Source organism: Mycolicibacterium sphagni, assembly GCF_002250655.1.
GTDB classification, from domain to species: Bacteria; Actinomycetota; Actinomycetes; order Mycobacteriales; family Mycobacteriaceae; genus Mycobacterium; species Mycobacterium sphagni.
The window spans coordinates 40079-53168 of record NZ_NOZR01000006.1; the positions used below are offsets into that span (position 1 = coordinate 40079).

The 13090-nt window shown below is 69.2% G+C and carries 10 protein-coding genes and 1 pseudogene; 5 read left to right on the forward strand and 6 right to left on the reverse strand.

What is annotated here, in order from left to right; genetic code table 11:
* Positions 1–63 precede the first annotated feature (63 nt).
* Positions 64–2127, forward strand: a complete 2064-nt coding sequence (locus CG716_RS08685; RefSeq protein WP_094478514.1) for an ATP-binding protein — start codon at positions 64–66, stop codon at positions 2125–2127.
* Here the strand turns inward: CG716_RS08685 and dapE are convergent.
* Complete coding sequence (gene dapE, locus CG716_RS08690) at positions 2112–3188, reverse strand: succinyl-diaminopimelate desuccinylase (protein WP_094478516.1); 1077 nt, start codon at positions 3186–3188, stop codon at positions 2112–2114. The genes CG716_RS08685 and dapE overlap by 16 nt on opposite strands.
* Positions 3189–3235: 47 nt before the next feature.
* Between dapE and dapD the strand changes: the two genes are divergently transcribed.
* Positions 3236–4180 (forward strand): 2,3,4,5-tetrahydropyridine-2,6-dicarboxylate N-succinyltransferase, encoded by a 945-nt coding sequence (gene dapD / locus CG716_RS08695; protein WP_094478518.1) that lies wholly within the window; start codon positions 3236–3238, stop codon positions 4178–4180.
* Here the strand turns inward: dapD and CG716_RS08700 are convergent.
* Both CG716_RS08700 and CG716_RS08705 read right to left on the reverse strand, forming a co-directional pair.
* Positions 4177–4518 (reverse strand): VOC family protein, encoded by a 342-nt coding sequence (locus tag CG716_RS08700; RefSeq protein ID WP_094478520.1) that lies wholly within the window; start codon positions 4516–4518, stop codon positions 4177–4179. The two genes, dapD and CG716_RS08700, sit on opposite strands and share 4 nt — an antisense overlap.
* Positions 4515–5915: an acyl-CoA synthetase gene (locus tag CG716_RS08705; protein ID WP_094478522.1), complete on the reverse strand. Its 1401-nt coding sequence runs from the start codon at positions 5913–5915 to the stop codon at positions 4515–4517. The genes CG716_RS08700 and CG716_RS08705 overlap by 4 nt, the downstream gene beginning before the upstream one ends.
* A gap of 29 nt (positions 5916–5944) precedes the next feature.
* Between CG716_RS08705 and CG716_RS08710 the strand changes: the two genes are divergently transcribed.
* Both CG716_RS08710 and CG716_RS08715 read left to right on the forward strand, forming a co-directional pair.
* On the forward strand, positions 5945–6490 hold the full coding sequence (locus tag CG716_RS08710; protein ID WP_094478524.1) for an NUDIX domain-containing protein: 546 nt from the start codon (positions 5945–5947) through the stop codon (positions 6488–6490).
* Between the two features lie 118 nt (positions 6491–6608).
* A complete protein-coding gene (locus tag CG716_RS08715) occupies positions 6609–8018 on the forward strand; it encodes an acyltransferase family protein (protein WP_308210456.1) in 1410 nt (469 codons plus the stop codon).
* Here CG716_RS08715 and CG716_RS30710 read toward each other — a convergent pair.
* The 3 genes and pseudogenes from CG716_RS30710 to pruA form a co-directional block, all read right to left on the reverse strand.
* Positions 7962–8591, reverse strand: a pseudogene (locus CG716_RS30710) (sulfite exporter TauE/SafE family protein); the annotation flags it as partial. The gene CG716_RS08715 and the pseudogene CG716_RS30710 sit on opposite strands and share 57 nt — an antisense overlap.
* Positions 8592–8722: 131 nt before the next feature.
* A complete protein-coding gene (locus CG716_RS08725; RefSeq protein ID WP_094478526.1) occupies positions 8723–9685 on the reverse strand; it encodes a proline dehydrogenase family protein in 963 nt (320 codons plus the stop codon).
* The gene (pruA, locus tag CG716_RS08730; RefSeq protein ID WP_094478956.1) at positions 9685–11316 is read right to left on the reverse strand and encodes an L-glutamate gamma-semialdehyde dehydrogenase; all 1632 of its coding nucleotides are present in this window, start codon (positions 11314–11316) and stop codon (positions 9685–9687) included. Before pruA ends, CG716_RS08725 begins: the two co-directional genes overlap by 1 nt.
* 84 nt (positions 11317–11400) lie before the next feature.
* Between pruA and CG716_RS08735 the strand changes: the two genes are divergently transcribed.
* On the forward strand, positions 11401–12966 hold the full coding sequence (locus CG716_RS08735) for a PucR family transcriptional regulator (RefSeq protein WP_094478528.1): 1566 nt from the start codon (positions 11401–11403) through the stop codon (positions 12964–12966).
* Positions 12967–13090: the final 124 nt, after the last annotated feature.

A 13090-nucleotide genomic window follows, 5' to 3' on the forward strand; every position in this document is an offset into this window, starting at 1 on the left:
CTAACGCAGCCGATTTGCGGCTATTGCCGTGCCGGTGCGGGACCGGCAAATAAAGTCCCGGCTATGCCGATTCGGTGGCCTCTCGCGTCACGCCAGTCCCTAGACAGCGCGATCGGACTGCTCGAGGGCCATGCCGGCGTAGCCCTGCTGGGCGCTGACGGGACCGGTAAGACGACGTTGGCCGAACAGATCGCCGCGCGGCTCGAGGAGAAGAATCCGGTCCGAGTGATCGCCACCGCGACGCAGGCCGCCGTGCCGTTCGGTGCGTTCGGCCCGCTGGTCGAGGTCACCGAAGTCGGCAAGCCCGCGGCCCTGATCCGTTCGGCACTGGATTCGCTTCTGGCCCAAGCCGACAGCGCGCTGATCATCGTCGACGATGCGCAATTGCTCGACCCGCTGTCAGCCACGCTGGTCTACCAGTTGGCCCGCCATGCGCCGGGACGGCTGATCGTGACGGCGCGCACGGACACGCCGATGCCCTCGGCGGTCGCCGCGCTGTGGGAGGACGGGCTGCTGGCCCGCCTCGACGTCGGCCCGCTCGACGAGGCTGAAACCCAGGCCTTGCTGGCCGCATTGGATGAGCCGCGGGAGGACGCCTACCGCCGCACCGGCGGCAACCCGCTGGAGCTGCGGATGCTGATGCAGACACACTCGGCGGCAACCTCGCTGGAGGCGCTGGTAGACGCGTATCTGGCCGGGCTGCCCGCCGCGGCGCACACGGTGCTGACCTACCTGGCGGTACACGAGCCCCTGTCGCGAACCGAGCTCGCGGCGCTAGCCGGCGACGACGCTATCAAGCAGGCCGAAAAGGCCGGGGCGGCAACGCTATTCGGGACCGCGGTCTATGCCGGCCATCCGCTTTTCCTCGAACGGGTGGCACAGGCCGCCGAGCTGGCAGACGCCCGTCGGCTGCGTACCGAGATCGTCACCCTGCTGGCCGACCAGCCCTGCCGGGATATCGCCGATCGGCTGGGCCGCGCCGTGCTGGCCCTGGACAGCGACGCACCCGAGACCGTCGACGACATGGTTGCCGCCGCCCAACAGGCGTTGCGCCTGGGCGATCTGAGTGTGGCCGAGCGGCTCGCCAGTGCGGCGCTTCAGCGGGCAGAGCGGTTCGATGCGCGGCTGGCGCTGAGCTATGCGCTGGCCTGGCAGGGCCGCGGCCGCGAAGCGGATTCGGTGCTGGCCGGAGTGGACGCCGAGGCGCTCTCGGAGGCCGAGTTGATGGCGTGGGCATTGCCACGGGCGGCCAATCAGTTCTGGATGCTGTCCGAGCCAGAGCGGGCCACCGCGTTCCTGCAGAACACCCGCAAACGAATCAGCACGACGGCCGACCGGCTGACCCTGGATGCGCTGTCGGCGACGTTCGCGATGAATGCCGGCAACGTGGCGCGGGCGGTCGAGATCGCCGGCGAGGTGCTGGCCGACCCGCAGGCCGAGGATATGGCGGTGGCGTGGGCGGCCAGTGCGGCGTCGTTGTGTTCGGCACGGATGGGCCGGTTCGACCAGGTGGGCCCGCTGGTGGAGCGGGCGCTGGGCGCCGAGCATCCCGGTCTGCTGCGGTTCACCGTCGGTCTGGCGCAGACCACGACGCTGCTCATGGCGGGCAAGGCCGAGGCAGCGCACGACGTCGCCCGCCAGTTCACCGATTTCGCCGAGCTGGCCCAGCCCGGCCGGTCGATCGGCGAGGTGCTGCTGGCCCAGGTATTGCTCGCCCAGGGCGAATCGGCCAGTGCGGCAAAGCTGCTCGGCCCGGCGGCAGCGACGCTGGAACGCACCGGCTATTCCTGGGGACCCCTGTCGCTGATGTATCTGGCCGCCGCGCTGGCACAGCAGGGCGAGATCGCCGAGTCAGCCAAGGCGCTGAGTCGCGCCGAGTCGAAGCACGGCACCAAGTCTGCGTTGTTCACCCCCGAACTGGGCGTGGCACGGGCCTGGCAGCTGGCCGCGATGGGCGACGCCGACGGGGCGCTCGAGGCGGCGCGGGACGCGGCCAGGGGTGCTGAACGCAGCGGTCAGCTGGGGGTCGCGGTGTGGGTCTGGGAGCAGGCGGCACGGCTGGGCGATACCCAGGCTGCCGGCGCGCTGGCGAAACTGGCCGAGGCCGGCGTTCAGGCCGTCAAGTAGCGCCGCAGGGTGGCGGCGACGGCGCTGATCTGCGCGACCGCCACCCGCTCGTCGCGCTTGTGCGCCAGGTTCGGGTCGCCGGGCCCGTAGTTCACCGCGGGGATGCCGAGCGCGGCGAAGCGGGCGACGTCGGTCCAGCCGTACTTGGCGCGCACCATCCCGTCAGCGGCCGACACCAGCGCGGCCGCCGCGGGGTGATGCAACCCGGGCAGCGCACCAGCGGCCACGTCGGTCTGCTCGAGCGCGACCTCGAGCCCGTCGAACACACCGCGCACGTGGGCCAGCGCCTGCTCGGGTGAGCGGTCGGGGGCGAAGCGGAAGTTCACGGTCAGCGCAGCTTCGTCGGGGATGACGTTGCCGGCCACCCCGCCCTCGATCCGCACCGCCGACAAGCCCTCGCGGTAGGTGCAGCCGTCGATGTCGACAATGCGGGCGTCGTAAGCCGACAATCGGTCCAACACGGCACCGAGTTTGTGAATAGCGTTGTCGCCCAGCCAGGATCGCGCTGAGTGCGCGCGGGTTCCGGCCGCCGAGATGACGACCCGCAGGGTGCCCTGGCAGCCGGCTTCGATGTAGCCACCGGACGGTTCCCCGAGGATCGCGACGTCGGCGTGCAGCCAGTCCGGCAGCTCGCGTTCGATGCGGTTCAGGCCGTTGGCGGAGGCTTCGATCTCCTCGCAGTCGTAGAAGATCAGTGTGATGTCGTGAGTGGGTTCGGCGATGGTGGCGGCCAGATGCAGAAACACCGCGTCACCGGACTTCATATCCGAGGTACCGCAACCGAACAGGTGGTCGCCCTCGAAGCGGGAGGGCAGATTGTCCGCAATCGGCACGGTGTCCAGGTGGCCGGCCAGCGCCACCCGCGACGGCAGGCCGAAGTTCGTACGTGCCAGCACCGCGTTCCCGTTGCGGACGATCTCGTACCCGCCCGCCTGCTCACGCAGCGCGGCTTCCACCTCGTCGGCGATCCTGCCCTCGTCGCGCGAGACGCTGGGGATGTCGACGAGCGCGGCGGTCAGCGCGATCGGGTCAGCGCTCAGGTCTAGTACACGGTCCGACACAACTTCCCAGGCTAGCGGGCGGTGCGAATGTATTACGGTGGAGCACCGTGACTTCTGCTGCGGGCGTCGGATTGGCCACCATCACCGAGGACGGCACCGTCCTGGACGCCTGGTTCCCGGATCCTGAACTGGGCGCCTACAGTCCGGCGGGCAGCACGCGGCTGGGCGCCGACGACGCGCCTGAGGATCTGGCGGCGCTGGCCGGACCCGACGCGGCGCGCGGGGTGGAGACCGTCGTGGTGCGCACGGTGATCGCCGACCTGAACGACAAACCCACCGACGCCTATGACGCCTATCTGCGGCTGCACCTGCTCTCCCACCGACTGGTCGAGCCGCACGGGCTGAACCTGGACGGCATCTTCGGCACGCTGACCAATGTGGTGTGGACCAACTTCGGGCCGTGCCAGATCGAAGGCTTCGAGGAGGTTCGGGTGCGGCTGCGCCGCCGCGGCACGGTGACGGTCTACGGCATCGACAAGTTCCCGCGGATGGTCGACTACGTGGTACCGAGCGGGGTGCGGATCGCCGACGCCGACCGTGTCCGCCTGGGCGCGCACCTGGCGCCGGGCACCACCGTCATGCACGAGGGCTTCGTGAACTTCAATGCCGGCACGCTGGGCACCTCGATGGTGGAGGGCCGCATCTCGGCGGGCGTGGTTGTCGGCGACGGCTCCGACGTGGGTGGCGGCGCCTCGATCATGGGCACGCTGTCCGGTGGTGGCACCCAGGTGATCTCGGTGGGCAAGCGCTGCCTGCTGGGCGCCAACGCAGGTCTGGGCATCTCATTGGGCGACGACTGCATCATCGAGGCCGGCCTGTACGTGACGGCGGGCACCAAGGTCACCACCCCGGACGGGACGACGGTGAAGGCTCGCGAGTTCTCCGGCGCGAACAACCTTCTCTTCCGGCGCAATTCGGTGACCGGCGCGGTCGAGGTGGTGGCCCGCGATGGTAAGGGCATCGCACTCAATGAGGCACTGCACGCCAACTAATCGGCAGCCAGGATGCAGAATTCGTTGCCCTCAGGATCGGCCAGCACCACCCAGCTCTGTTCGCCCTGACCGATGTCGACATGGCGCGCGCCCAGCGCCAGCACCCGCTCGACCTCAGCCTGTTGGTCGTCGGGTGTGAAGTCGAAGTGGATGCGGTTCTTGACTACCTTGCCGTCGGGGACTGCCAAGAACAACCAGTCGGCGCCGGCGGGCGCACGCAGCGCGACGTCGCCGTCCTCGGTGGGCGCAGCCGGCCAGCCCAGCACCGTCGACCACCACGAGGACAGCGCATGGATGTCGTGGGCGTCGATGCAGATCTCGCTGAACCGCAGCGTCACTTCATGAGCTCCTTTTTCACCACTTTGCCCATCGCGTTGCGCGGCAGCGAGTCGACCAGCCGCACCTCCCGCGGCCGTTTATGAGTCGAAAGCTGTTCGGCCACATACGCAATCAGCTCATCGGCGTTGGCGTCGCCGACCACGAACGCGACGATGCGCTGGCCGAGGTCGTCGTCGGGCAGCCCCACCACGGCCACCTCGTCGACGGCGGGATGACCCAGCAGCACCGTCTCGACCTCACCGGCACCGACCCGGAAACCACCGGACTTGATCAGGTCCACCGACTCACGCCCGACGATTCGGTGCATGCCGGCGTGGTCGATGACGGCGGCGTCTCCGGTGCGATACCACCCGTCGGGCTCGAACGCCTCGGCGGTGGCGTCGGGCCGGTTGAGATAACCGTCGAACAGCGTGGGCGCCTTGAGCTGAAGGCTGCCAATGGTTTCGGCGTCATGCTCGGCAATCGAACCGTCCTCGCATACCAGCCGGGTCTGTACCCCGGTCAGCGGTAGGCCGACCCAGCCGGGGCGCCGCTCGCCGTCGGACCTGGTGCTCAGCGTGATCAGCGCCTCGGTGCTGCCGTACCGCTCCACGGGTAGGTGGCCGGTCAGCTCGGCCAGCTGGTTGAACACCGGCACCGGCAGCGGCGCACTGCCCGATACCAGCAGCCGCGCGCAGGACAGCGCGGCGGCGGCATCGGCGTCGGCGGCCACCCGGGACCACACCGTGGGAACGCCGAAGTACAACGAGCCACCGGCGGCCGCGTACCCGGCCGGGGTGGGTTTTCCGGTGTGCACGAAGCGATTTCCGATTCGCAACGAGCCGAGCAAGCCGAGGATCAAACCGTGGACGTGAAACAGCGGCAGCCCGTGCACCAGGGTGTCGTCGGGACTCCACTGCCAGGCCTGGGCCAGCGCGTCGATATCGGCGGCGATGGCCCGCCGGCTGATCAGTACACCCTTGGGCAGCCCGGTGGTGCCGGAGGTGTACATCACCATGGCGGTGGCATCCCAGGATGGTTCGCCGTAGCGATGCCACGACCGGGCGTGCAGCCGGACCGGCACGTGCGGCAGGCCACCGGAGTCGGCGGGCCGCTCCCCCAGCCAGGCCTGCGCGCCGGAGTCGGTCAGGATGTGCGCCCGTTCGGCGACGCCCACGTCGGGGGGCACCGGCACGAACGGCACCCCGGCGATCAGGCATCCCGTCACGGCGAGCACGGTGGCGGCGGTCGGGGTGGCCAGCACGGCTACCCGGCCGGCGCCGCCGACCCGCTCAGCGACCGAGGTGGCCGCTCCGACGAGATCACTACGAGACAGCACGGCGCCGTCGATACGCACGGCGTCGCCGATGTCGGCTCCGGCTGCGACGGCGGCCGGATTCAGGGAGGCCAGCAACACGCTCGCGACGCTACCCCGATACTGGCCTGATGAAGCCCATCACGCAGGTGTCGTCCCGCGAGGTCTACCGCAACAACTGGATGACGGTGCGTGAGGACAGCATTCGGCGGCCGGACGGTTCCGCCGGCATCTACGGCGTCGTCGACAAGCCGGACTACGCGCTGATCATCGCTGTCGACGGCGATCGGCTCGCGCTGGTCGAGCAGTACCGTTATCCGCTGGGTGAGCGCCGCTGGGAATTCCCCCAAGGCACCGCCCCGGACCGCGCAGACGTCGAACCGGCCGAACTCGCGGTGCGCGAACTACGCGAAGAGACCGGCCTGACCGCGGGCACGTTCGTCATCCTCGGCCGCCTCGACATCGCGGCGGGGATGAGCAGCCAACGCGGCTGGGTGTTCCTGGCCACCGACATCACCGAAGGTGAACCCGAGCGCGAGCACGAGGAGCAGGACATGCACTTCGAATGGTTCGAACGCACCCGGTTCGAGGAGATGGTCCGCACCGGAGAGATCACCGACGCCCAGTCCATCGCGGCATACGGACAGTTGCTACTGAGTGGTCTTTTACAAGCCTGACCGGCGCGTCATCGCCGAGATGTGACAGGTGAGATTGCCTGATCCCCCGCCGCGGCAGCGTGGTCAGGCCGGTCGCGGCGTCCCCGGGCTGAGCCGGCAGCACGCACAATGGACATCGATGACTGATACCCCGACGGCGGCGCGCAACCATTCGATGGACCTATATCGGGTGTGCGCACTGCTGTTCGTCGTGGTCGGGCATTGGGTGGCAGCGGCCCTGACGTTCTCCGACGGCGCGTTCTGGCGGGAGAACCCGCTCGTCGAGCTGCCCTGGACGCAGTGGTTGACGTTGATCTTCCAGGTCGTGCCGGTGTTCTTCGTGGTGGCCGGTTACGCCAGTGCGGTGTCGTGGAGCCACCGCAGCGCCGACGAGCCCCGGCAGGTCTGGCTGCGCCGCCGCCTGGTGCGCCCGCTCGGGCCGACGGCGGTCTACATCGCGTTCGCACTGCTGGTCGTGGTGGTGCTGCGCGGCGTCGGCGTGGCGAGTTCGGCGCTGGACTTCGGCGCGTGGGCGGTGGCCATGCACCTGTGGTTCCTGGGCATCTACGTTCTGGTGGTCGCACTGACGCCCGTTGCGGTGGCCGCGCACCGGCGCTGGGGTCTGCGGGTGCCGGTCACGATGACGCTGGCGGTCACGCTGATCGATATCGCAACCATCGGCGCCCACCTGCCCTATGTCGGCTGGCTGAACCATCTGCTGGTGTGGGGAGTGCTCTATCAGCTCGGAATCGCGTGGCATGGCGGCATGTTGCGCGGGCGGGTGGCGATCGCACTGGCCGGCTGTTCGGCGATCGCGCTGGCGCTGCTGATCACCGTGGGGCCCTACCCCGTCAGCATGATCGGTGTTCCCGGCCAGACGGTGGACAACACCGGGCCGCCCAATCTGGCGTTGCTGGCGCTGGGTGGGCTTCAAGCCGGGCTGGCACTGGCCGCCGCGCCCTTGGTGAATCGGGCGTTGAAATCGGCTCGTGCCGGACGCATTCTGATCATCGCCAACGACAACGTGATGGCGCTGTACCTGTGGCACATGATTCCGGTGGTAATCGTGGCGGTGGTCGGGTACCCGACCGGCCTGCTGCCGCAACCCACGCTCGGCACGAGCGCCTGGTGGTGGTTCCGTCTGGAGTGGGTGGCGATCCTGGCGGTGGCGACGATGGTCGAGCTCGCGGTGTTGTGGTGGGGCCGACGGTTGTTCTCCGCCCCGTTGCCGACCATCACGGTCGGCGTTCCGCCCTGGCTGGGCGAAGCACTGCTGTTCGCCGGCACCGTCACGGTCGCTGTGACGATATCGGTGTTCGCCGTCGTCGGGTTCGCACCCGACGGACGTTTTCCGGTCGCCGCTAGTGTCGGATTCGCCGTGGGAGTGGCCCTGGTGGCGCTGGCGCCACGCTCAGCGGTAGGCGTCGACGCCGAGCTTGACAGCCAGGACCAGCCCGGCCACACCGATGAGAATCCGCAACGGGGTGGCGGGCGTGTGGCGGACGACGATGGGTCCCAGCCGCGATCCGATCAGGCCGCCGAGGCCTAGCGCGAGCATCGCGCCCCAGTGCACGGGCGCCAACACCGCGAACAGCACTGCGGCCACGGTGTTGGCCAGCCCGAGCAGGACGTTCTTGGCGGCGTTGGCGTGCGCCAGGCTGTCCGACCCGGCGTTGAGCAGCAGCGCCAGGAAGAGCACACCGGCTGCCGCGCCGAAGTAGCCGCCGTAGAGCGCGATCGCGAAGATCGCAGCCATCTCGGCCACCACTACCGCACGGCGGCGGCGCGCTGGGTGCGCGGTGCCGCGCGGCACGACGATCGCCAGTGAGGCCACCCCGAGCAGCACCGGAACCACCTTCTCGAACGCGTCTGCCGGGGTGGTCAGCAGCAGCGTCGCACCTGCGCCACCGCCGATGGCCGCAAGCGGTGCCATCCGCGCCAGAAAGCGCCCCTGTCCGGCGAGTTCGGGGCGCGAACCCCACGCCGAGCCGATGCCGTTGAACACCAGGGCCACCGTGTTGGTGACGTTGGCTGCCACTGGCGCAAGCCCGACGGCAAGCAGAGCCGGATAGGTGGCCACCGACGCGAATCCGGCGATGCTGCCGGCCAACCCTCCCAGCACACCGGCGATCAGCAAGGTGACGACGTCCAGTGCGCTCAGCGGTGGGGCCTTTCACTTTCGTCCGGCGGGCAGGAGCGCAGCGACCCGGGAGTAATCAATGCCGCGGGCAGGAGCGCAGCGACCAGGGAGTATCAGTGCCGGTGTGTCAGTGCTCGTAGGAAGAACATCAGGTTGGCGGGTCGTTCGGCAAGCCGGCGGACGAAATACCCGTACCACTGGGTGCCGAACGGCACGTACACCCGCACGTGATTACCCTCGGCCGCCAGCCGGCGCTGCTCGATATCCCGGATACCGTAGAGCATCTGATATTCGAATTCGGCTACGCCGCGGCCGAATTTGCGCGCCAATTCCCCCGCCGCGGTGACGATGGCCGGGTCATGCGAGGCGACCATCGGGTATCCCTCGCCGGCCATCAGCGTCCGCAGACAGCGCAGGTAGGACTCGCTGACCTCGCCCGCGTCGCGATAGGCCACCGATGCCGGTTCGTCGTAGGCGCCCTTGCAGAGCCGGATCCTCGCGCCGGACGCCGCGAACTCGGCACAGTCGGCCTCGGTGCGTTTGAGGTAGGCCTGCAGAACCGTTCCGAGCCAGGGGAATTCGGTGCGCAACTGTCGCACGATCGACAACGTCGAGTCGGTGGTGGTGTGATCCTCGGCGTCGACGGTGACCCATGCACCGACCTGCTGCGCCCGCCGGCAGATGGTGTGGGCGTTCCCGAAGGCGATCGTGTCGCCGTCGACGGGTAGCGCCTGGCCGAGCGCGGAGAGTTTCAGCGACACCTCCAGTGGCCGCGCCGCTGCGTCGCGGCTCTCCCCCCGGGCGCCCAGCGCGTCGAGCAGGTGCAGGTAGGCCTTGACGGTGGCCTCGGCTGCGTCGACGTCGGTGACGTCCTCACCGAGGTAGTCGACACTGACCAAACGGTCCGAGTCACGCAGGGCGCTGACCGCCGCCAGCGCGTCGTCGACGGTTTCGCCGGGCACGAACCGACCGACGACGTCGCGTGTGACGGGCATGCGTTCAGCGCTGTGCCGCAACCGGTTTGACCGGCTGGCGGCCAGAATGGCCGGCCGCGCGACGCTCGTGAACACGCTCATCACTGCACCCCCATGTGCGCGTAGGTGTGATCGGTCGGCGGGACGAACGTCTCCTTGACGGAGCGCGCCGAGGTCCAGCGCAACAGGTTCAGCGGTGAGCCGGCCTTGTCATTGGTGCCCGAAGCCCGCGAACCGCCGAACGGCTGCTGCCCCACCACCGCTCCGGTCGGCTTGTCGTTGACGTAGAAGTTGCCCGCGGCGAATCGCAGCCGATCGGCCGCCGTCTGGATGGCGGCCCGATCGTCGGCGATCACCGCGCCGGTCAGCGCGTAGCGCGAGCCGCCGTCGACGACATCGAGGACTGCGTCGAACCCGTCGTCGGGGTAGACGTGGACGGCCAGGATCGGGCCGAAGTACTCCGTTGAGAACGCCTCGTCGGTCGGGTCGTCGGACAGCAGAACGGTCGGGCGGACGAAATAGCCTTCGCTGTCGTCACATTCACCGCCGACGGCGACGGTGACACCCGGGGCGCTCTTGGCCCGCTCCAAGGCACGGGAACTCTTGGCGAACGCGCGGGCGTCGATGACCGCTCCGCCGTAGTTCGACAGGTCGGCGACGTCGCCGTAGCGCAGCGCCTCGGTGGCACCGAGGAAGTCATCACCCATCGTCTGCCACACCGAACGCGGGATGAATGCCCGCGAGGCCGCCGAGCATTTCTGGCCCTGATAGTCGAAGGCACCGCGAATCAGCGCGGTGCGCAACACATCCGGATTCGCCGAACTGTGCGCGACGACGAAGTCCTTGCCGCCGGTCTCCCCCACCAGGCGCGGGTAGCTGTCGTAGTCGGCGATGCGGGTGCCGACTTCTCGCCACAGGTGCTGGAAGGTGGCGGTGGAACCGGTGAAGTGAATGCCGGACAGCCGGCGATCGGCGAGCACCACATCCGAGACCGCATACCCGTCACCGGCCACCAGGTTGATCACTCCGGCAGGCAGGCCGGCCGCCTCCAGCAGTTGCATCGTCAGGTAGGCGGCGAAGGTCTGGGTGATCGACGGCTTCCACACCACGGTGTTGCCCATCAACGCTGGCGCTGTCGGCAGGTTGCCCGCGATCGCGGTGAAGTTGAACGGGGTGACGGCGTAGACGAAGCCGTCCAGCGGCCGGTAGTCGGAGCGATTCCATACGCCCGGGCCGCTGATCGGCTGCTGGGCCAGGATCTGGCGGGCGAACGCGACGTTGAAGCGCCAGAAGTCGACAAGTTCGCAGGGGGCGTCGATCTCGGCCTGGTAGGCGGTCTTGGACTGGCCCAGCATGGTGGCGGCGGCGATCTTCTCCCGCCATGGCCCGGCCAGCAGGTCGGCAGCGCGCAGGAAGACCGCGGCGCGGTCGTCGAACGGGGTCGCGGCCCACTCGTGTTTGGCGGTCATTGCCGCCTCGACCGCGGCCATGGCGTCGGCGACAGTGCCGTTGGACAGGGTGCCCAGCCGGGAACTGTGCCGGTGGGGCTGGACGACGTCGATGCGCTCGCCGTCGCCCAGCCGGTGGCGGCCGCCGATGACGTGCGGCAGATCGATCGGGTGGGTGGACAGATCGTGCAGGGCCGCGGTGAGGCGGGCCCGCTCGGCGGAGTGAGGTGCGAATTCGTGAACCGGCTCATTGGCCGGCGCGGGAACTTCGGTACGGGCGTCCATGCAGTTCAGGATCGCGCCCGGCACGCGCCAAACTGTTGGTAGATCGGACAAGCTTGGCGCCCTCAGCTAGTAGCATCGGACAACATGCGCGAAGCCGGTGTCGGGCTGGGCCAACTGGTGTTGGCCCTGGATGCGACGCTGGTCCGACTCGTCGAGGCACCGCGGGGGCTGGACCGCCCGGTACGGTCGGCCGCACTGATCGACGCAGACGACGTGCGACTCGGTCTGTCGGTCAGCGCGGGTTCGGCGGATGTGTTCTTCCTGCTCGGGATCTCCGATGCCGATGCTTCCCGATGGCTGGACCGCCAGATCGCCGCGCACGGCTCCCCGGCGGCGATCTTCGTCAAAGAGCCCTCCGACGCCGTGGTTACCCGGGCGGTCGCGGCAGGCACCGCCGTGGTCGCCGTCGATCCCAAGGCTCGCTGGGAACGGTTGTATCGCCTGGTCAACCATGTCTTCGAACACCGCAGAACCGATTCGGTGACCGATTCGGGAACCGACCTGTTCGCCCTCGCACAGTCGATCGCCGACCGTACCCACGGCATGGTCAGCATCGAGGACGCCCAGTCGCATGTGCTGGCGTACTCCGCGTCCAACGACGAAGCCGACGAATTGCGGCGGCTCTCGATCCTCGGGCGCGCGGGCCCACCCGAGCATCTGCGGTGGATCGCACAATGGGGAATCTTCGACCGGCTGCGCGCCGGCGCGGACGTGGTGGCGGTGGACGAGCGCCCCGAACTGGGCCTACGGCCGCGGCTCGCGATCGGCGTCCACCGACAAGACTCCCGGGGCGACGTTTTCTCCGGCACCATCTGGGTGCAGCAGGGCGCGCGACCGCTGGCCGAGGACGCCGAGGAGGTGTTGCGCGGTGCGGCCGTGCTGGCCGCCCGGATCATGGCCCGGCTGGCCGCGCGGCCGTCGCCGCACCTGCTCGCCGTCCAACAACTGCTCGGCCTGGCCGACGCCGACGAGACGGACCTGGCCACGCTGGCGCGTGAACTCGACGTCCCCCTCGACGGGCGGGCGGCCGTGATCGGCTTCGTCGCCGGCGAACCCGATCCCCGTATGACCGACATTCTGGCCTTGAGCGCCAGCGCTTTTCGCCCCGACGCCCAGGTGGCCGGCAACGGGTCGCGGGTCTACGTGGTGTTGCCGGACTCCGGGCGCACCGCCGCGGTGGTGTCGTGGATCCGCGGGACGATCGGCGCGTTGCGCACCGAGCTCGGCCTGGATCTGCGCGCGGTGATCGCCGCCCCGATCGCGGGCCTGGGTGCCGTCGCCGGCGCCCGCCGCGAGATCGACCGCGTCTTCGACAGCGCGCAACGCCATCCGATTTTCGGCCAGGTGACCACCCTGGCCGAAGCCCGCACGACGGTGTTGCTCGACGAGATCGTCACCATGGTGGCCGCCGACGAGCGGCTGGTCGATCCGCGGGTGCGCCGGCTGCGTGAGGCCGAGCCCGCGCTGGCGCAGACACTCGGGGTGTATCTGGACAGCTTCGGCGACGTCGCGACGGCCGCGGCGGCGCTGCACGTGCATCCCAACACGGTCCGATACCGGGTGCGGCGCATCGAGCAGGTGCTGGCCACGTCGCTGGCCGATCCGGACGTCCGCCTGCTGCTGTCCCTGAGCCTGCGCGCAACCGCCTGACCTGCGCCGTCAAGCAGCCGCGCCGTAAAGACTGCAAAAAAGCAGAATTTTGGTAACAATGTTGCATCTGTTGCCGATGAGGCATTTGTCATAACTGGCTGTGAGCCCCGTCACGCGGTATCTG